The sequence below is a fragment of the Levilactobacillus tongjiangensis genome, from assembly GCF_003946345.1.
Lineage (GTDB): Bacteria > Bacillota > Bacilli > Lactobacillales > Lactobacillaceae > Levilactobacillus > Levilactobacillus tongjiangensis.
Genome location: NZ_RHNY01000013.1, coordinates 52,492 through 72,791 on the forward strand (window position 1 = coordinate 52,492; position 20,300 = coordinate 72,791).

Sequence of the window (20,300 nt, forward strand, 5' to 3'; positions counted from 1 at the left end):
CGGTAGCCTGAAGTTACGCTTGCTGTGGGGACGCTCCAGCCAAAGGACGGGCTTCCCGCTCGATTTGAAGCCACGAAATTCACGCGTCTGCAAAGTCGCCCATGGCCTAGGCTAGTAAAACACTAGCCAAAGCCATTTTCACAGCAAACTCCACTTCAGGCCACCTCCGGTTTAGGTGAGCGGTACGAATTTTATGTTGAGGTGTTCGCATTATCCGTGGTATTTGTGGCAGATCAGCTGGTTCTAATTAGGCTTTATGGTAAGTTTGTTTAATGCAAGCGGTCTATGAATAGGAGGCTAGGCGTGAAAGCGTTGTGAGCCAAGCTTGTAGGTTCAAGAATTCTAGCGCTGTCCTTGTATCAGTTCCAGTTGATAACGGTTGTTGCTGTTTTTATCCGTCTAAGTCGGAGGCGGCCAGGGCTGGGCCTGGCTTCAAATCGAGCGAGAAGCCCGGTTCTCTCCCCACAGCAGGGCCCACCCCTGGCCGCCGGAGCGCAAACGATATAAGATAAAAAAAGGGATTACGCAGGCCATCAACTGGCACGCGTAATCCCTTTAAAATTGAAAAATTTAGTTAAATTGGGCGAGTAATGCAGTCATGAATGTTTGAGCATCACCCACGTAGCCGTAATCAGCAACGTCGAAAATTGGTGCGTCGGGATCGGAGTTAACCGCTACAATCGTCTTAGCGTCCTGCATCCCAACCAAGAATTGGACGGCCCCACTGATTCCGAAGTTGATAATCAATTCGGGATGGATGGTGTTCCCACTCTGGCCGATTTGATCGTCATGGGTGAACCGGTCTTGATCGGTCAATGGCCGGGAGACCCCAATCCGCCCACCTAATTTTTCGGCTAATTGGGTGGCGTGGTTGACCATGGCGGCACTAGCCGCACCACGGCCCAGTGCGACGACGCGACTGGCATCGCCAACTGTCGTGGCAGTGTTAACGACTGGTGTTGCCGCAGTCACTTGTAACCGGTCAACCGGGTGGAAGGTGACCGTCGTGGTCGTGACTTCAGCGGTACCAGCAGCTTCTTCGGCAACGAAGGTGTTGGGCCGTACCGTGACCATTTGTGGTCGACGTTCGGGGATGGTAATCTCACACATAATGTTGTCCCCGTAGGAAGGCTTCACGGCAATTAACGTTTCACCATCGTAGCGTAAGCCCAATGCATCGGCGGTGAGCCCGGTCTGCAGTTTTGCCTGTAAACGGGGAGCAATCGAGCGACCCGTGATGGTGGCACCGAAGAGAATACCGTTAGGGTGATAGGTTTCAACTAGCTGTTGAAGGGCATCGGCGTGTTCAGCGTCGGTAGCTGTTGGGAACCGGTCATCCCGAACGACCCGGATTTCATCGGGACCGTAGGGGGTTAATTCGTCTTCCAAATGGTCCGCCGTCGCTTCTAACAAGATGACAACGGTTTTGAAACTGTTACCGGCTAAGTCACGCGCTTTAGTAATCAGTTGTTGGGTAGTGGGTTCAATGTGGTCTAAGCGGCGTTCCGCAATGACCCATAATTCTGGTTTTGACATAGCAGATTCCTCCTTAGATTAATTGATGTTCTTTCAAGGCCTTGATCAGCTGGCTGGCAGCCTCGCTCGGTGTGCCAGTGAGGGGTGTCAATTCACGCTTGACAGGTTCCGGTGCATAGACCTTGGTCACAACAGTTGGTGAACCTGATTGACCCAGCCGGGTATCATCCAAGTCGAGGTCATCATGGTGCCATACGGTTAGTGGCTTTTCAAAGCTCAGTTGAATGTTGCGGGGCGTGGGGTAACGGGGTGTGTTCAATTCACTCCGGACGCTGACTACGGCCGGTAGTTGGGCCACTAATGTTTGCTTGGTGTCTTCGAGTAGACGTTCAGCAGTGACTTCGTTGGGACCACTCATCCGCAGGCTAGCCGCATAGGTGATTTGTGGCTGGTTGAGAAACTCAGCCACGATGGGACCCACTTGACCGGTATCAGCATCGACGGCTTGACGACCGAAGAGAATCAGGTCGGCGTCACCGATCTTCTTCAAGGCTTGGGCAATAACGTAACCAGTGGCCAGGGTATCGGCTCCAGCAAAGGCGCGGTCGGAGAGGAGGTAACCGGAGTCAGCTCCCATGGCCATGCCTTCACGCACGGATTCAGCGTAGTCATCGGGACCCATGGTTAGTAGAGCCACTTCAGCGCCGGTAGTGTCCTTTAGATTCAAGGCCAGTTCAACGGCATTCTTATCAAATGGATTCATCACACCAGCTAAGCCACGACGATCCAGGTTATGCGTCACTGGGTCGATCTTGACGTTGTTGGTTTCAGGAACTTGTTTAATGCAAACCACAATTTTCATGGGGAAACCTCCTATTTGTTAAATTCAGCTTTGGCGATGGCGGACCGCATCTTTTCAACGGTTCCTTCAGCAATTTCCATTGCCCGGGCGTCCCGAATTAGGTGCTCAACGGGGTATTCTCGACTATAGCCGTAACCAGCTAGAATCTGGAGGGTGTCGTCGCCGGCACTGACAGCAGCCCGTGAACCATGAGCCTTGGCCATAGCTGCTTCTTCGCTATATGGTTGGCCAGCTGCCTTCAATTGTGCAGCTTTTTGGTAAAGTAGTTTCGTTGTTTCTTTTCGCATAGCGATGTCGGCAACCTTGCGATGCGTAACCTGCAGGTCGGTCAGTGGTGTATCGCCAGCCTTCCGTTCCTTAGCGTAGTCGGTCGCAATCTTTAAATCGTGTTCCATGATGCCCGTTAACACGGCACCCATCAAGATACGGGCGTCATCGTGAGCAGAATCACCAATAATACCACCGTCGCCAACCTTACCCAGCAAATGATCATCATCTACAATGATGTGATCCATCACAATTTCACCAACTGGGGTGCCTTTGAGGCCGAGGAAGTCTTCCCGTTTACCAAAGGAAAAACCGGGCATGTCCTGATCAACTACGAATACGGAGAGTTCTTTAGGGGCCGTCTTAACTAGGACGCAGTAGACCTGAGCCAGGCCACCGTTTGTGATCATGATTTTGTCACCGGTGATGACCCAGTGGTCGCCCTCGCGGGTAGCAGTTGAGCCGATTCCCATTGGATTGGAACCACCACTGGCTTCCGTCATGGAGAAAGCAAAAATCCGGTCAGTAGCTGAAGGGAGCAGCGCCTTCTGTAAGGCGGGAGTCCCATATTTGAGAATCTGATCAATTGTTTTGAAGTGACCTTCCAGAGTCACAGCCGTGCTGGCGTTCCCCCGGGCAATGTGGTTTAACACATCAGCGGTGACTTCAGGTCCGAAGCCGGCGCCACCAAATTCTTGTGGGAGCATAATGCCTAAGAAGCCAGTGTTCGTTAGTTTTTGGATGAAGCCAGCGGGAAAGTCACCGGCCTTATCCATGGGCATATCCTGGGGACTAATTTCCCGTTCCGTATAGTCGTCGACCATTTGTAACAGGAGCTTCTCTGCGGCAGCAGTTGTAGATGGCATAAAAAAATTCCTCCTTATTCAAAACGTTATTAATTGTGTAAAGTTGAACTATTCGGTATGAGTATAACTAATTATCAAATGATAAGTCCAGTGAAAATGGTTTATTTTTACATATTTTCTAATTCCAAAATTATATATCTGTGATTCTATTTATAGGTTAAAATGGTAAAAACGTTAGAAAAATTTTACTAAAATGTTGGCCTTTAGAGCCCGAGTATTATACAATGAAACCGGATTCTTTTTTTGGAGGTGTGATTCACATGGAAATTACGAAGAGCTCAGCTGGGACATTAAACCAGCAAGCAGTATCGAAGTATTTATTGACGAATCAACAGGGCACTCGGGTAGCTATCCTGACCTGGGGTGCGACACTGCAGGAATTTAGCGTGGTTGAAGATGGTGAGAAACATAACTTAATCATGAACCGCCCTAATCTGAAGGATTACGATCATAACTCATTTTACTTATGCCAGACACTTGGCCGGGTTGCTGGTCGAATTGCTGGTGCCCAGTTTGACCTGGACGGCAAGACGGTTCACTTGGATGCCAACGAAAAACCAAATGCCAGTCACGGGGGCCCTCACGGATTTACCTTTGTGAACTGGGATGCCACCACTAAGCAGACTGAAGACACGGCTAGCGTTGTGCTGACCCATACGGCAACTGAAGCGGAAGACAAGTATCCTGGGACGATTAAGACGACGGTGACCTTCACGTTGACTGAAGAAAATCGCCTGGACATTACGTTTGATGCCGAGAGTGACGCCGCGACGTTGTTCAATCCAACGGTTCACACTTACTTTAACGTGACCGATGACCAACAAAGCTTAGACAATCAATGGGTCAAGCTGAGTGGCGACAAGCGCTTAGTTTTGAATCAAGAAAAGATTCCAACTGGTGAAATGGTTAAGACAGCTGGTACTGGTTACGATTTCAGTCAACCTCGGACCGTTAAGGACGGGTTGGCTCAGCTGAATCAGGATGGCCACGTTGAGTACGATGACGCCTTTGTCGTGGTTCCTAGCAAGGATCAACCAATCGCTGAAATCGGTGACACCACGGGCCATCGGGAAGTGCAGGTTTACTCCGACCGTAACGCGCTGGTGGTCTTCACGGCGAACGTCACCGATGCCGACCGCATGGCCAAGCATGACTATAATGCTTTAGCCATGGAAGCACAGACGTTGCCAGACGCAATTCATCACACAGACTTCGGTGACGTGGTCCTTCCAGCTAACCAACCGGTACAACACACAATCAGTTATCAATACTTACGGAAATAGGGAGAGATTAGAATGAGTTGGCAAGAAAATTATCAGGTTTGGCAACAACAACCAACCATGATTCCTTACATTAAAAAAGAATTGACCGCCATTGCGGACGATGACGATGCCTTAAAGGCCGCTTTCACAGCCCCCATGAGTTTTGGGACCGCTGGGATGCGTGGTGTGATGGGCCCCGGGATTGGCCAAATGAACGTTTACACCGTTCGGCAAGCAACCGAAGGGGTGGCCCGGTACTTAGACACGTTGGATGACGCCACGAAACAACAGGGGGTCGCTATCAGTTTTGACTCCCGGTATCATTCCACTGAGTTTGCCCATGAAGCAGCTCACGTTTTAGGAGCGCACCACATTCCTAGTTTTGTTTTCGATGATATGCGGCCTACGCCTGAATTGTCATTTGCCGTTCGTCATTTGCACACGGCAATGGGCATCATGATTACGGCTAGCCACAACCCTAAGCAATACAACGGGTTTAAGATCTATGGGCCAGACGGTGGTCAGATGCCACCCAAGGCCTCTGACATGATCACTGACTTTGTTCGGTCTGCTAAGGACGTCTTTGCCATTGAAGTGGCTGATGAACAGGAATTACGGGCCAACCAGACCTTACAGATCATCGGCGAAAATGTTGACCAACCTTACCTGAAGAATGTTGAGAGTGTCACGATCAACGCTGACCTGGTCCACAGTGTTGGCAAGACCATGAAATTGATCTACACCCCCCTGCATGGGACGGGGAAGGTCATTGGCGAACGCGCATTGCGCGGTGCCGGGTTTGAAAACTTTACCATGGTGCCCGAACAAGCGATTGCCGATCCTGAATTTCCGACGGTCCCATTCCCAAACCCTGAGTTTTCTCAGGCCTTTGACATGGCGATTGCCTTAGGAAAAAAGGAAGGCGCTGACCTGTTAGTTGCTACCGACCCCGATGCTGACCGTTTGGGTGCCGCTGTTCGTCAACCTGATGGGGATTACCAACTGTTGACGGGGAACCAAATTGCGTCTATTTTGCTGGCTTACATTTTGAAGGCTCGCAAGGCAGCTGGGCAATTACCTGCTGACAGTCGGGTGGTGAAGTCCATCGTTTCTACCGAATTGGCCACCAAGATTGCGGCCGCTTACGGTGTTGAAATGAAGAACGTGCTGACTGGGTTCAAGTTTATTGCGGAACAAATCCACCAATACGAAACCAATCATGACCACACCTTCCTATTTGGCTTTGAGGAAAGTTACGGTTACTTGATCAAGCCATTCGTCCGTGACAAGGATGCCATCCAGTCAACAGTTCTGTTGGCCGAAGTGGCGGCCGATTACAAGCAACGGGGGATGACTCTGTACGATGGTATCGAGGAACTCTACGCTACCTATGGCTACTTTGCTGAAAAGACGACGTTCGAAGAATTCCCTGGTGTCGATGGTGCCGACCAGATGGCTCATCTGATGAGTGAATTCAGAGAAAACGCCCCCAAGTCCTTTGGCGATAGCAGCATTGACGAAGTGGAAGACTTCTCGACCAGTTTGAAGACGGCGGCTGATGGTACGACCAGCAAGATTGATCTGCCACAGTCTAACGTTTTAAAGTATTGGCTCAGTGATGGTACCTGGATCTGCATCCGGCCTTCTGGGACGGAACCTAAAGTCAAGTTCTACATTGGGACCAGTGACAAGACCGATGCCGCTGCTCAAGCTCGTTTGGCAACTTACGAACAGGCTCTGAAAGCGTACGTTGATTCCGTTAAATAATATTTGGAATAAAAAATGAGTCAGCGTGATAAATTTTTATCGGGCTGGTTCATTTTTTATTTAGTTTAGAAGCTGTCTATTTTTCAAATTAAATGGCACAGCCACTGAAATGATTAAAGCGATACCATTTGGATAACATCGGGCTTCATCTCGTGAAGTAATTCATTTTGAATTGACCAGCCAATAACCACTGAATTAAAGTGAAGGTTATAGAACCTATAATTCGAACAAATTGAACTGAAAGTGGGACCCAATAGGGACTTGTAATTTCTGTAAAAACTCTTTAGAATGTTTATGTGAGTTGCTTACAAGGGCAACTAGCTTGATGAAAGTTAATTAGATTGTTAAAAAACATTCAAGGGATAAGAGGTAGAGATCAATGGCTAAGAACAGTAAGAAGTTAACGTTAGACCCCGCTAAGTTTGCTGCTGCCGTGTTAGGTGGGAACGAACAACGCTCAGATGAAGAAAACAAGGTATACATCAAACGTCAATTGACGCTGTACTTGGAATCCGAACTGTTAGCGCAAGATTTCAACAACCTGGAAGAATCAGCTTTTGATATGGCCAAGTCCCAAAAGCGTGAAGAAGTCCTGTCTAAGATTATTGAACACCGTTATCACTAAGCAGTGAATGGTGCCACTTTTTTAACGAAGTGGCGGGTAGATAACTGTGAAAATCAAAAAGGTACCGCACGATTTTGTGCGGTACCTTTTTGGTTTCTTTGGAAATGACTTTTCAAAACGATGATGGCGAAAGTTAGCTTGAAAAGAGGGGATGGATGTGAAAAGGGTTTACTCGCACATTTACTAAAATTTTTATCATCGAAAAAGCAACCGGTTGCAATGTGAACACGACAGGTAACCACGTTGTTTTAAGTGTATCAGTGAGCATTGAAAGAGGTTGCAATTTTTTACGGATGTCCTTAGAATAACAATGTAAAGCGCTTACATTTAACTAAAACGTCAGCGCAGTTTTACCGGTCTAGTTAAACTATATTGGAAGATATGAGGTGTTTATAGATGGCTGCAAAGCAGGATGACAAGATTACGTTGGATCCCGTTGAGTTTGCTTCCGCCGTATTGGGGGGCAACGCACAGAAGCCTGGTGAAGAGAATAAGTTGTACATCAAACGGCAACTGACCCTTTACTTGGAAGCAACGCTACTTGCTAAGGATTTCAATAGTCTTGAGGAATCACAATTCGATATGGCTAAGGCGCAACAGCGTGAAGCGGTTCTTTCCAAGATTATTGAACATCGTTATCACTAATGTTGTTGTGGATTAACTATCAGGGATAGAACCCGTTGAAAGGTGTGAAGGAAACAATGGTTAAGCAATATCTATCATATGCTTTAGGGGCGTTCGGACATGATGCCTTCTACGCTACACTTAATACTTATTTTGCTATTTTTGTTACTAGTGCCCTGTTCGTTGGAAACGGCGCGGCTGCTGAAGCCGGGATCGTTACCACGATGGTTGTTGTTATTCGGTTAGTTGAAATTGCTTTTGACCCGATGATTGGTGGGATGGTCGATAACACCAATACGAAGTTTGGGAAATTTAAACCCTGGATTTTAATCGGTGCCATCATCAGTTCCGTGGGGATTATGCTGATGTTCTCCAGCCTGTTCGGTTTGGCTGACAGCAACACCTCGATTTACTTCCTGCTGTTCGGTATCGTGTTCGTGATTATGGATATCTTCTATTCATTTAAAGATATTGCCTTTTGGTCCATGTTACCTGCATTGAGTGTTGATTCTAAGGTTCGTAACAAGTTTGGGACGATTGGTCGTTTCGGTTCAACCTTGGGTTCTCAAGGGGTTATCATTGTTGTTACCCCATTAGTTATCTACTTCTCACAAACCTTCTCAGGTACTCATGGTAGTACACAAACCCGTGCCGGCTGGTTAGGTTTTGCCATCGTCATTGGTTTGGTTTCCTTCCTGGGTGCTTTAGCAACCTTCTTTGGGACTAAAGAACAAACGAGTTTAATTCGTGAAAACACTGAAAAGACCCGTTTCCGCGATGTCTTCAAAGTTATTGGTGAAAATGACCAATTGATGTGGTTAGGGTTCTCATACTTACTGTTTGCCTTAAGCTACGTTGTCACGAACTCACTGTTGATTTACTACTTCCGTTACGTTATCGGTAACGCTGCTGCTTATAGTTGGGTTGGGGTAATTACCGCTTGCTTAGGGATTATCTCAGTACCACTGTTCCCAATCATTGTTTCCAAGATTACTCGGAAGGGTGTCTACATTGGTGGGATTTGCATGATGTTAGTCGGTTACATTCTGTTTATGCTGGCTGGTACCAACACAATCATGATGTACATTGCCGATGCCATCTTCTTCTTCCCATACCCAATGATCTTCTTGGCTGCCTTGATGACAATCACTGATAGTGTTGAATATGGGCAATGGAAGAACGGTACGCGGAACGAATCCGTTACCTTGTCTGTTCGTCCACTGATTGATAAATTAGCTGGTGCCTTCTCAACTGGAATCGTTGTTATTGCCGCCGTTCACTCAGGAATGACTGGTAACGCCAAGCCTAGCGACATCACTCCTCACGGGATGTTCATCTTCCATTCATTCATCTTCTACATGCCAATGATCTTATTGATTGTTGCTGCCTTGATTTACCAATTCAAGATCGTACTGTCTGAAAAGAAGCATGGTGAAATTGTACGTGAACTTGAAACGAAGTTGGAAACCGAAAAGGAAGAGGAAGAAGAATCCGAATCCAAGTAATGCGTTAAAGTATCAGGGCCTCAGGTGAAAGTGCCTGAGGCTTTTATTTAAGGGTAAAGAAAGCGCTTCAAAATTAATTGACAAGGTCGCCAAAAGCGGCTATGATGATTGTAGTAAAGTTTTACTAAAAAATTTATTAAGGAGTTAATCGCCATGGATTTCGCCAGCTTAGCATCTGAATACCAAGAACAATTTAACGTCGCACCAGAACGGGTCTTCTTCTCACCAGGACGAATCAATCTGATTGGTGAATACACCGACTTCAACGGTGGTCACGTTTTCCCAGCCGCCATCAGTATGGGGACTTACGCCGCATACTCAGCACGAGACGACAAGCAATTCCGCGTTTACTCCGCAAACGTTCCTGACGCTGGCGTATTGACGTTCTCACTGGATAACTTAGCCTTTAACAAGGCTGACAACTGGGCCAACTACTTGAAGGGGATGTTGTTCGAATTAGCCAAGCAAGACTTGACCATCGATCACGGGTTTGACCTCTTCGTTCATGGGAACTTACCAGATGCTTCTGGTTTGTCCTCATCAGCTTCAATGGAAATGTTGATGGGCGAGATTCTTCACGCCGCATACGGCATGAAGTTGGACGAAGTTGAAATGGTTAAGGTCGGCCAACAAGTTGAAAATGACTACTTCGGTTTGAACACCGGGATCATGGACCAATTTGCTATTGGTATGGGTAAGAAGGACCAAGCCATCCTCTTGGACACCAACACCATGGACTACGAATATGCACCCCTAGACTTAGGCGACAACGTCGTGGTTATCATGAATACCAAGAAGCGTCGTGAACTGACCGACTCCAAGTACAACGAACGGCGGGCACAATGTGAAGAAGCCTTACGTCGTTTGCAAACGAAGTTAGACATCAAGACGTTGGGTGACTTAAACGAAGATCAATTTGATCAAAACGCTTATCTGATCAACGATGAAACTTTGATCAAGCGTGCACGTCACGCCGTCTTCGAAAACCAACGGACGTTGAAGGCCTTTGCCGCTCTGCAAAAGAGTGACTTAAAGAGCTTCGGTGAATTGGTCAACGCTTCTCACATTTCCTTGCACTACGACTTTGAAGTTACGGGTAAGGAATTGGATACGTTGGTTGAAACGGCTTGGAAGCAACCTGGTGTCTTAGGTGCCCGGATGACTGGTGCCGGCTTCGGTGGCTGTGCCATTGCCATCGTTAAGAAGGCTAACGTTGAAGACTTCGAAGCTAAGGTTGGTAAGGTCTACGAAGACACTATCGGCCATCCAGCAGAATTCTACGTCGCAGAAATTGCTGACGGTCCTGCCGAATTACAAAAATAACTTAATGGTTGTGGGTTAACACTTGCCTACGGCAGACAGAGTACCGCGCTGTGGGGTACCTCTGAAGCCTTGTAAAAAACACAAGTCTTCAAAGCGACTTGAAACCTCGAAGTACACGAGTTTCCAAGCTCGACCCAGATTCTAAGGAAGCACAAAACACTTCCTAAGAATCTCGACACTGCGCGGCACTCTGTCTGCCTGCGGCTAGGTTAGTCTTAGCATTAAGCGATTAGGTGGTTGAGCAATGTAGTTAGTGGCAAAATATGTGAGCGCATAACGCTGGCATTGTTAGTCGCAAGTTGCTTAACCAATTAACGAATAATCATAAGTAGCGTAAAATTATTGATGAAACAAAACATAAGAGGAGGAATTGATCAATGACAGTTTTAGTCTTAGGTGGTGCCGGTTATATCGGTTCCCATGCAGTCGATCGTTTAATTAGTAAGGGTTATGACGTGGCCGTTGTCGATAATTTGGTAACGGGACACCGGGCCGCTGTGAATAAAAAAGCACGGTTCTACGAAGGGGACCTGCATGACCAGAAGTTCCTGAACGATGTCTTTGATAAGGAAGATATTGAAGGGGTTATGCACTTTGCTGCCTTCTCCATCGTTCCTGAATCCATGGAAAAGCCTTTGAAGTACTTTGATAACAACACTGCTGGGATGGTTTCCTTATTGGAAGTCATGAACAAGCACAATGTTAAGCGAATCGTCTTCTCTTCAACCGCTGCAACTTACGGTGAACCCAAGCAGATTCCTATCAAGGAAACTGACCCACAGATTCCAACCAATCCTTACGGTGAAAGTAAGCTGATGATGGAAAAGATTATGGGCTGGTCCGACAAAGCTTACGGCATTAAGTTCGTTGCCTTACGTTACTTTAACGTGGCTGGTGCTAAGGAAGACGGGAGCATTGGTGAAGACCACCATCCTGAAACCCACTTAGTGCCAATCATCTTACAGGTTGCCGCTGGCGAACGGAAAGAACTTTCCATCTTCGGTAGTGACTACCCAACGAAGGACGGAACTAACGTCCGGGACTACGTGCACGTCGTTGACTTGGCCGATGCTCACATTTTAGCTTTGGAATACCTGAAGGCTGGCAATGACAGCAATGCCTTTAACCTAGGTTCTTCAACTGGTTTCTCCAACAAAGAAATGTTGGAAGCCGCTCGGAAAGTTACGGGTAAGGAAATTCCTGCTAAGATGGCACCACGCCGTGCCGGTGACCCTAGCACGTTGATTGCCGCCAGTGACAAGGCCCGTGAAGTCTTGAACTGGAAGCCACAGTTTGACAACGTCGAAGATATTATTCGGACCGCTTGGAACTGGAAGCAAACGCATCCACAAGGTTACAACGATCGGACCGAGGAGACGAAGTAATTATGGCTAAAGACACAATTCAAACTTTCATTGATCACATTGTTTCCTCGCCAGCACCTTACACGGAGCTGGACCGTCAGTACGTGACTAACCGTATTTTTGCCTTAATTGGCGACGGCGCTGCTGCTCAAGCAATCTCTGACGAACCCATTGACCTAGTTAATGCCATGATTCAAACGGCCGTTGACCACGGTAAGATTGAAGATTCTCCGAGTCCTAAGGAAATTCTTGAATCACAACTGATGGATTTCATGACACCACTTCCTTCAGCCCTCAACCGGGGGTTCTGGGACCGGTATCAACAGAGTCCTAGTGCCGCAACTGACTGGTTCTATCAATTAAGTCAAAATAACAATTACATCAAGACGCGTAATATTGCCAAAAATGTGGTCTTTCCAGCGAAGACACCAGCTGGTGAATTAGAAATCACCATCAACTTGTCTAAGCCTGAAAAGGATCCTAAGGCGATTGCGGCTGCCTTGACGCAGAAGAAGACTAGCTACCCGTTGGATCAACTTTGCATGACCAACGAAGGGTACTTAGGCCGCTTAGGTTATCCAGCCCGTAGTAATCACCGGATCATCCGGATGATGCTGGGTGGCGAAACCTGGGGCTTCCAGTATTCTCCATATGCTTACTTCTCCGAACATGCCATTTTCCTAGCTAAGGAACATCGGCCAATGGTGATCAACCAGCACACGTTTACCAACTTGTTGGAAATCGTGCGGACACTGCCAACCTACTTTGTTGGAAGTAACGCCGACTTACCGATCGTTGGAGGCTCAATGTTGACCCATGACCATTATCAGGGCGGGAAGCACGACTTTCCAATGATGAAGGCACCTATCGACCGGAAGATCGACTTGGGTGTGGCTGGTGTGACAGCTGGTGTTGTCAACTGGCCAATGACTGACATTCGGTTAAGTGGAGCCCAACCAGAACCACTGATCAATGCTGCAACGAAGGTCTTGAACAGCTGGATCGGTTACTCCGATGAGTCCGTTGATGTTCGGGCCTACACGGGTGATACTCGCCACCATACGATTACGCCCATTGCGTACCGTGATGGTGACGACTACGTTCTGGATTTAGTCCTGCGAGACAACCAGACGTCTGACAAGTATCCGGACGGTATCTTCCATCCGCACCAGGATGTTCAACACATTAAGAAGGAAAACATTGGCTTGATCGAAGTCATGGGTCGCGCTATTTTACCAGCACGGCTGAAGAGTGAAATGGCAGAAGTCACGAAGTACTTGATCGACCAACCAAACAACATCGCGGACATGCATAAGACGTGGGCTGACAAGATCAAGCAGGACCACCAACTGACGGCAGAGAACGTCACTGAGGTCTTGCACCAAGAAATTGGGAACGTCTTTGCTCGGGTCTTGGCGGATGCTGGGGTCTTCAAACGCGATGCTGCTGGTCAAGCTGCATTGGATAAGTTTATTGCTCAGATTTAGTGTACAATGGATAAATAACACTTTGAGGGGGTGATGGTAATCGCAGCAACACTAAAGGATATTGCGCAGTCCGTTGGCGTGTCTCTGGCTACTGTATCGCGGGTCTTGAACTACGACCGAACGCTTTCGGTCAGTGAATCAACTCGTAAACAGATTTTCGAAGTCGCCGAGGAATTGAACTACACCAAGCTCAAGCACCGGGCGTCATCGTCAGCCAAACAGCTGAAGATTGCCATCGTCCAGTGGTATTCGAAGACAAAGGAACTCGATGACTTGTACTACATGTCGATTCGATTGGGCCTAGAGAAACGTTGCGAACAACGTCATATTCTGGCTACCCGGTCGTTTCAAAATGATCTGCAGGCCGTTGATACCGACGTCGATGCCATTATTGCTATTGGTAAATTCAGCCAACCACAAGTTGAAGCGATGGCCCAACTGACACCTAATTTGGTGTTCGTTGACCAGGACCAACTGTGCCACGGGTACGATAGTGTGGTCACAGACTTCCAGTTTGCCGTTAAAGAAGTGGTGGACTTCTTCTGGCAACGGGACCAGCACCGCATTGGCTTGCTTTACGGGACTGAATGGACCACAGATGGTGAACTTGAAGTGATTGATCCCCGGTATAAGGCGTTTAAACAGGAAATGATGGCACGAGATGCTTTCGATTCCGACTTGGTCTTTGCGGGTGACTACACGAATCATTCGGGCTATCAGGAAATGCAAACAGCCATTGCTCAACTGGGGGATGACTTGCCAGACGCCTTCTTCGTTACGAACGATCCGATGGCTGGGGGTGCCTTGAAGGCCCTCCACGAAAACGGAATCGCTGTGCCCGAACGGGTGAAGTTGTTTAGCTTCAACGATACGACGATTGCCAAGTATGTTTTTCCAGAGCTGAGCAGTGTGCACGTCAACACGGAGCTGATGGGGGCTACGGCCGTCGACATGGTGGAAAACCGCCTGCAGACTGGTCGTTCAACACCACAGCGGATTACCGTGGGTACTGAACTGATTCAGCGCGAGAGCACGTTAAAATAGACTGAAATAAGAGCGTTTAGGCCGAACTGGTCTGAACGCTCTTTTTGTGTATTCTGCTGGAATTGCCGCCTACGGCTGCCAGGAATGGTACCGGCTGTGGGGACCGGTAAAAGCCTGTGGTGCGGTCTTTTACCTCGACTTGCAGCCGTGGATAGGGCACCAGGTCTCCAAGCTCGTCCCACGCTATAGACTGGCTAAAAACGCCAGTCAATACCGTCGACACGGCCGGTACCATTCCTGTCCGCCTTCGGCTACAGTGGTGAGGCAAGCAAATACGGTATTTGATAATGGATGCAATTGGGGTTGACTTGAAGCTAGGCGGCCATGCATAACTGAATGATTGGTACCTGACCTAGAGAACAAGTGAAAAATCTTTTAAAGACCAACCACGTTACCAATTTAATTATGTGTGAAGCGAGTCGTTTACTACCCAGTTAGACTTGTGGTTCGATTGGGGTTAAGTCGGGGAGGTCAAAAGTTTTACGTGGTTTATCCAGTTACAATTAACTGCTGAGAAGGAAAAGTTGCGTGTTCGCCGTGCACTATGTTACATAGTCGGATTCATTCAAAAGTCTAGGGACAGTTCGATTTTTCTATATATTGTATTTCCGATTTGAATATTCTACCATATATGGTATACGTTTGAGACAGGAGTGAATGAGTTTGATGAATACAGCAATGACGCCGATGGTCACGCTATCGGCTGATTTCATTAAAAAAACACAGGACGAGGTGACCCCACATTGGGGTGAATTAGGCTGGGTCACGTACAAACGGACCTACGCACGGTGGTTACCTGAACAGCAACGGACTGAGGAGTGGCCAGAGACGGTCAAACGCGTGGTTGAAGGCAATATCAACCTTGATCCACGGCTACAGACGGATTCAGTGGCTGATCAAGTGGTGGCGGACTTGACCCAAGAGGCTCAGAACCTCTACCGATTAGTCTACGGACTGGCAGCGACACCATCCGGCCGGAATTTATGGATCTCAGGAACGGACTACCAACACCGTAATGGGGATGCTCTGAATAACTGTTGGTTTATCGCGGTGCGACCACAACCATATGGTGACAGTCACCTGGTTCCAGACTACTTGGAACAGGACCAGGCAGCGGTTTCCATGCCATTTTCCTTCATGTTTGATCAACTCATGAAGGGCGGCGGGGTTGGCTTTTCCGTAACACCTAACAACGTGCGTCAAATGCCCCGGGTTGACCGGCAAATTGATCTAACCATTGTGATTGATTCCCAGAGTGCGTCCTATGACGACTCAGTCGCGTTAGGAGCCGTTGACCGGACTGATTGGATGCGGCACCATTCATTAGCGAAGACACGCTACTACCGACTCCCAGATACTCGTGAGGGTTGGGTGTTGGCCAACGCCAACATGATCGACGCTCATTTCAATGCCAGCAATCCGGAGGGTCAGGCGCAAGTCGTCTTAGATATCAGTGATATTCGTCCTAAGGATGCGCCAATCCACGGTTTTGGTGGGACGGCGTCGGGGCCAATGCCATTGGTAGAGATGCTCTTGGACATCAACCAGATCTTGAACGCCGCCGCTGGGTGGAAACTGTCTGCGGTTGATTGTACAGATATGGGGAACTTAATTGGAAAAACAGTCGTCGCCGGTAATGTTCGGCGGTCCGCTGAATTAGCCTTAGGTGGCGCTGAGGACGACGATTTCATTACCATGAAACAGGATAAGGATAAGCTGTACCATCACCGGTGGGCGTCTAATAACAGTGTAGCGGTGGATAGTCAGTTTGCGGATTACCAACCGATTGCGGATTCCATTCAGCATAACGGTGAACCCGGCATTGTGAACCTGGGACTCTCACGTGACTATGGCCGGCTGATCGATGGCCGACAACCCGATATTGATGGTGAAGTTGAAGGGACCAATCCCTGTGGTGAGATTTCTCTGAGCAACGGGGAACCTTGCAACCTATTTGAAGTGTTTCCAAGCGTGGCTGAGGAACAGGGGTGGCAATTGGAAGACGCCTTTGCGTTAGGCGCTCGTTACACGAAGCGGGTGACCTTTAGCCATTACGATTGGGCAGTTTCCCGGAAAGTTATTCAAAAGAATCGCCGGATCGGGGTCTCCATGTCTGGTATTCAGGACTGGATTTTAAAGACGTTCAGTCAGCGGGTCGTGACTGGATTTCAAGCTAAGAAGGATACTGAAACTGGTCAGACATTCATGCAGCCCATTTATAATCAGGCGGCGGTCAAACGGTTCAACGAGCTCTACGCAGCGGTCGTTCAAGCAGATAAGACCTATTCTGAGATGTTGGGTTGCCAACCTTCGATTAAGCATACGACGGTCAAACCTTCCGGCACGGTGGCCAAGCTGGCTGGTGTCTCAGAGGGGATGCATTTCCATTATTCCCGTTACCTGATTCAACGGATTCGGTTCCAGGATAGTGATCCATTGTTACCTGCTTTGAAGGCCTGTGGCTACAAGGTCGAGCCGGATGTTTATAATCAAAATACCATGTGTGTGGAATTTCCAGTCAAGGCAGCACATGCAGATCAACCAGCGTTTGCATCTGCGGGTGAAGTCTCCATGGCAGAACAATTTGCGACGCAGGCGTTTCTCCAGACCTACTGGTCCGATAACGCGGTCAGTTGTACCGTGACGTTCCAACCCAAGGAAGGCACGGAAATCAGTCGGCTATTACTGCAGTATCGGCACACGATTAAGTCAACATCACTGTTACCTTACAGTGGGGCGGACTTTGAACAGGCACCTAAGGAACCCATTGATGAAGCAACTTATAACCAAAAGCGGGCTGAAATTTTGGCGGACGTAGGGGTCAAGTTTTCTGAAATGACGGGACATCATGATCAGAAGGACGTTGAATTGGTCGATCAATCCGACTGTGCCAGTGGTGCTTGCCCAATTAGGTAGACGGTTAGCATAATTGGCTGCCTCCGGCCGACAGGGAGGACCCTCGCTGTGGGGGGCCGGAGAAAGCCGAAGGGCGGTCTTTCTCCTCGACTGGCAGCCTCGGGAAGTCACCGAGTTTCCCAGCCGCCCCACGGTGTAGGCTGGCATAGGACGCCAACCTACACCGTCGACACCGCACGGGTCCTCCCTGTCGTCCTGCGGCTACATTAGCTGGATTTAGCAACTTTGACTTAAGCAATTCAACTTGGATTGGAAGTTTGTATTATGACTTCCAGGTGGTTTGGCGTGGCAACTGTGTCCTGTCGGGGGGCTGAGTTAATCACCTAAAGGTTGAAAGCACTGAAACACCCACTATGCCTGATGCAGCGAGGTTTGGGTATTGGGGGTTAGTCAGCCAGAGTAGAAAATTGCCGCCTTCCCGTTCGCCAATAATATTGAGTAAGTGCTGTCATTCAGACAACTAAACTAGCTTAGTTTCCAAGAACCAGTTTAACCGGAGGAGGTCATAGATGGAGTCAGCTGTGACGACGGTGTTAGCCGATTTTCGGCTTACAGCGTGGGACGTGTTTGAAGACTGGTGTTTTTCCAGACTTCAAACCGATCCGCAGGACCGCTTTTCAGGCCGGAGGCGTTCCCCACAGCAGGCGGAATCTGTGACCGCCGCAGGTGGCTGTCAGAGACTAATTTCAAGTCTATAGCGCCTTACGATTAATTGCGCAAAAAAAGTTCGAGACAATCTGTCCCGAACTTTTTATTTTTTTACAAATTTTAGAAATTCTACCAGATCTTAACGCGGTCGGCAGGGGCCAAGTACATCTGGTCACCCGGTTGGACGTTGAAGGTCGTGTAGAAGTCGTCGAGGTTTTTGACCTGAACGTTGGCCCGTAACTTAGCGGGGGCGTGGACGTCGATCGACAACAGTAATTGCATGTATTCCGTAGTAGCCTTCATCCGCCAAACGTTGCCCCAGTTAATGAAGAACGCACGGAGATCAACGTCATCGCTTGATTTAGCGGCTTCTAAGGCACAACTTAAACCACCGGCGTCGGCAATGTTTTCGGAAACAGTCAGTTGACCATTGACCTTTTGACCGGCAAACTCAATACCATCAAATTCACTGATCATTGACTTAGCCAGGTCCTTGAAGTGGGCCAGGTCGGCTTCCGTCCACCAATTGTGGATGTTCCCAAATTCATCAAATTGGGAACCGTTGTTGTCAAAGGCATGGGAAATTTCGTGGGCAATGACGGCCCCAATTCCCCCGTAGTTGGCACTGCTCGACTGCTGGAGACTGTAGAATGGTGCCTGCAGAATGGCAGCTGGGAAGACGATTTCGTTGTTGGAAGGAGAGTAGTAGGCGTTCACGGTATTCGCGCTCATTTCCCACTTCTTCCGGTCAACGGGTTGACCCCAGTGGCCGAAGTGGTTGGCAATGATTGTTTCGGTAATGGTCTGTAAGTTGTCATACAGTGACGCCTGCTCGTCAATCTTAAACTTGCTATAGAGGGCGTCGATAGTGTCTGGGTAGCCCACTTTGATGGTCAGCTTCTGCAGCTTTACGATGGCTTTTTCACGGGTGTCTGCGCTCAGCCAATCGTTGGTTTTTAACCGTTGTTGGTAGACGTGGGTCATCTTGAGGACCATCTGCCGGACGTCTTCCTTGGCTGCTTCACCAAAGTATTTACGCCCATAGTAGTCGCCAACGACTTGACCAAATGTACCAGTGGCCAGGTAGTAAGCGGCCTTTTTCTGTGAACGGGCCTGCTTCTGACCAGATAGCGCCCGGCCATACGTTCCGCCAACCTGCCGGAGTTCTTCGGTTAAAGCACCGCTGGCATCGAAGACAGTCTTGACCAACATCCAGCTCTTAATAGCATCAAAGTTGGCCGGTGTCAGAATGTCATTGGCGGCGTCGAAGAAGAGTGGTTGGGGCAGGATGACTTGTTCGGGGACGTCGTTAATAACGCCCTTGATGGCGGCGGCCAAGTCAATGTTGGCTAATTTGGCGTCGACGTCCTTCAGTGGGAACGGATTGTACATCTTGACGTAGTCGGCTGATTCTTCAGCGGACTTTACATGAGGGGCAATCTGGGCATCAAAGTCTTTCGCCTGTTTCACGATGGTCGTGGCTTCAGCTTCGGCGTAGCCAGCAAGTTGTAAGAGTTTGACGGCCGTCTGTGTAAAGATAGGCATCAATTGCTTGGCAGCGGGGTTGTCCTTAGCGTAGTAAGTCTTGTCCGGTAAGAACAGGCTAGGCGCGTCAACGTACAAGGCGTAGCGACTAGTATCCTTCATGTCGGGTTCGACACTCAAGTCGATTGGCACTGGAAGTCCCTTTTGGTACCACTCTACTAAATGAGCGTTTAAGTCAGCGAAATCCTTGAGGTTGGCGATCTTAGCCAACCAGGGCTTCAGTGGGGCGGTGCCATCGTTTTCGCGCCGGTCGAAGTCACTGGCTAAGGCGTATAGTTTTTTAAATTCGGCCATTTCAGGATTGGCGGGAGCCAGTTTGCCAGCTAAGAGGTCGGCAAAGTCAGCCATCAGGGTGTGCTCGATATTGTCGACTAAGTCCATGAACCCACCAGTTGAGGCGTGGTCGGCAGGGATGGTGGCCTGTTCAGCCCACTTGCCATTGACCGCATCATAGAAGTCCTGGGTCAGTTTACTTTCGTCTACGGGAAACGCTGATGCTGAGCCACCGGCAGAAACATCAGACGTGAAATGATTAAGTCGCATACGGAATCCTCCTTGATTTTTCGTGTTACCTCAAAGGTTAAACCATTTGATAAGAAAAGGGAATTTTTTTGACACCTAGTTTTTAGTTGGGCAACCGGATTAGTGGGTAAATCAAAACGTGAGCTAGCGAGGTTGCCCACTAACTCACGTTACTTCTATTCTGTTGTGATTGGTTA

Annotated in this window: 14 protein-coding genes; 10 read left to right on the forward strand and 4 right to left on the reverse strand. The window is 48.5% G+C overall.

Going from position 1 to position 20,300, the window contains the following annotated elements; all coding sequences use genetic code 11:
* Window positions 1-570: 570 nt before the first annotated feature.
* The 3 genes from EKM75_RS08865 to EKM75_RS08875 are packed head-to-tail and all read right to left on the reverse strand — an operon-like array spanning window position 571 to window position 3,471.
* Complete coding sequence (locus EKM75_RS08865; RefSeq protein WP_125693865.1) at window positions 571-1,536, reverse strand: electron transfer flavoprotein subunit alpha/FixB family protein; 966 nt, start codon at window positions 1,534-1,536, stop codon at window positions 571-573.
* A gap of 13 nt (window positions 1,537-1,549) precedes the next feature.
* The gene (locus EKM75_RS08870; RefSeq protein WP_125693867.1) at window positions 1,550-2,338 is read right to left on the reverse strand and encodes an electron transfer flavoprotein subunit beta/FixA family protein; all 789 of its coding nucleotides are present in this window, start codon (window positions 2,336-2,338) and stop codon (window positions 1,550-1,552) included.
* An 11-nt stretch (window positions 2,339-2,349) separates the two neighbouring features.
* Window positions 2,350-3,471, reverse strand: a complete 1,122-nt coding sequence (locus EKM75_RS08875; protein ID WP_125693869.1) for an acyl-CoA dehydrogenase family protein — start codon at window positions 3,469-3,471, stop codon at window positions 2,350-2,352.
* Window positions 3,472-3,731: 260 nt separating this feature from the next.
* Between EKM75_RS08875 and EKM75_RS08880 the strand changes: the two genes are divergently transcribed.
* The 10 genes from EKM75_RS08880 (at window position 3,732) to nrdJ (ending at window position 17,388) form a co-directional block, all read left to right on the forward strand.
* Window positions 3,732-4,754 carry an aldose epimerase family protein gene (locus tag EKM75_RS08880; protein ID WP_125693871.1) on the forward strand — a complete coding sequence of 341 codons (1,023 nt, stop codon included), beginning with the start codon at window positions 3,732-3,734 and terminating at the stop codon, window positions 4,752-4,754.
* Between the two features lie 12 nt (window positions 4,755-4,766).
* Window positions 4,767-6,500, forward strand: coding sequence for a phospho-sugar mutase (locus EKM75_RS08885; protein ID WP_125693873.1), 1,734 nt, complete (start codon window positions 4,767-4,769; stop codon window positions 6,498-6,500).
* A gap of 379 nt (window positions 6,501-6,879) precedes the next feature.
* Window positions 6,880-7,125 carry a hypothetical protein gene (locus tag EKM75_RS08890; RefSeq protein ID WP_125682115.1) on the forward strand — a complete coding sequence of 82 codons (246 nt, stop codon included), beginning with the start codon at window positions 6,880-6,882 and terminating at the stop codon, window positions 7,123-7,125.
* Between the two features lie 396 nt (window positions 7,126-7,521).
* Complete coding sequence (locus tag EKM75_RS08895) at window positions 7,522-7,770, forward strand: hypothetical protein (protein ID WP_125682112.1); 249 nt, start codon at window positions 7,522-7,524, stop codon at window positions 7,768-7,770.
* Window positions 7,771-7,826: 56 nt separating this feature from the next.
* Complete coding sequence (locus tag EKM75_RS08900; protein ID WP_125693875.1) at window positions 7,827-9,254, forward strand: glycoside-pentoside-hexuronide (GPH):cation symporter; 1,428 nt, start codon at window positions 7,827-7,829, stop codon at window positions 9,252-9,254.
* 153 nt (window positions 9,255-9,407) lie between these two features.
* Window positions 9,408-10,577 carry a galactokinase gene (locus EKM75_RS08905; protein ID WP_125693877.1) on the forward strand — a complete coding sequence of 390 codons (1,170 nt, stop codon included), beginning with the start codon at window positions 9,408-9,410 and terminating at the stop codon, window positions 10,575-10,577.
* Between the two features lie 377 nt (window positions 10,578-10,954).
* Window positions 10,955-11,962, forward strand: a complete 1,008-nt coding sequence (galE, locus tag EKM75_RS08910; protein ID WP_125682108.1) for a UDP-glucose 4-epimerase GalE — start codon at window positions 10,955-10,957, stop codon at window positions 11,960-11,962.
* A 2-nt stretch (window positions 11,963-11,964) separates the two neighbouring features.
* On the forward strand, window positions 11,965-13,428 hold the full coding sequence (locus EKM75_RS08915) for a UDP-glucose--hexose-1-phosphate uridylyltransferase (protein ID WP_125693879.1): 1,464 nt from the start codon (window positions 11,965-11,967) through the stop codon (window positions 13,426-13,428).
* A gap of 33 nt (window positions 13,429-13,461) precedes the next feature.
* Entirely contained in the window at window positions 13,462-14,472 is a 1,011-nt protein-coding gene (locus EKM75_RS08920; RefSeq protein WP_125693881.1) for a LacI family DNA-binding transcriptional regulator, read from the forward strand.
* Window positions 14,473-15,138: 666 nt separating this feature from the next.
* Window positions 15,139-17,388: a ribonucleoside-triphosphate reductase, adenosylcobalamin-dependent gene (gene nrdJ / locus EKM75_RS08925; RefSeq protein ID WP_125693910.1), complete on the forward strand. Its 2,250-nt coding sequence runs from the start codon at window positions 15,139-15,141 to the stop codon at window positions 17,386-17,388.
* A gap of 777 nt (window positions 17,389-18,165) precedes the next feature.
* Here the strand turns inward: nrdJ and EKM75_RS08930 are convergent.
* Complete coding sequence (locus tag EKM75_RS08930) at window positions 18,166-20,124, reverse strand: M13 family metallopeptidase (RefSeq protein ID WP_125693883.1); 1,959 nt, start codon at window positions 20,122-20,124, stop codon at window positions 18,166-18,168.
* Window positions 20,125-20,300: the final 176 nt, after the last annotated feature.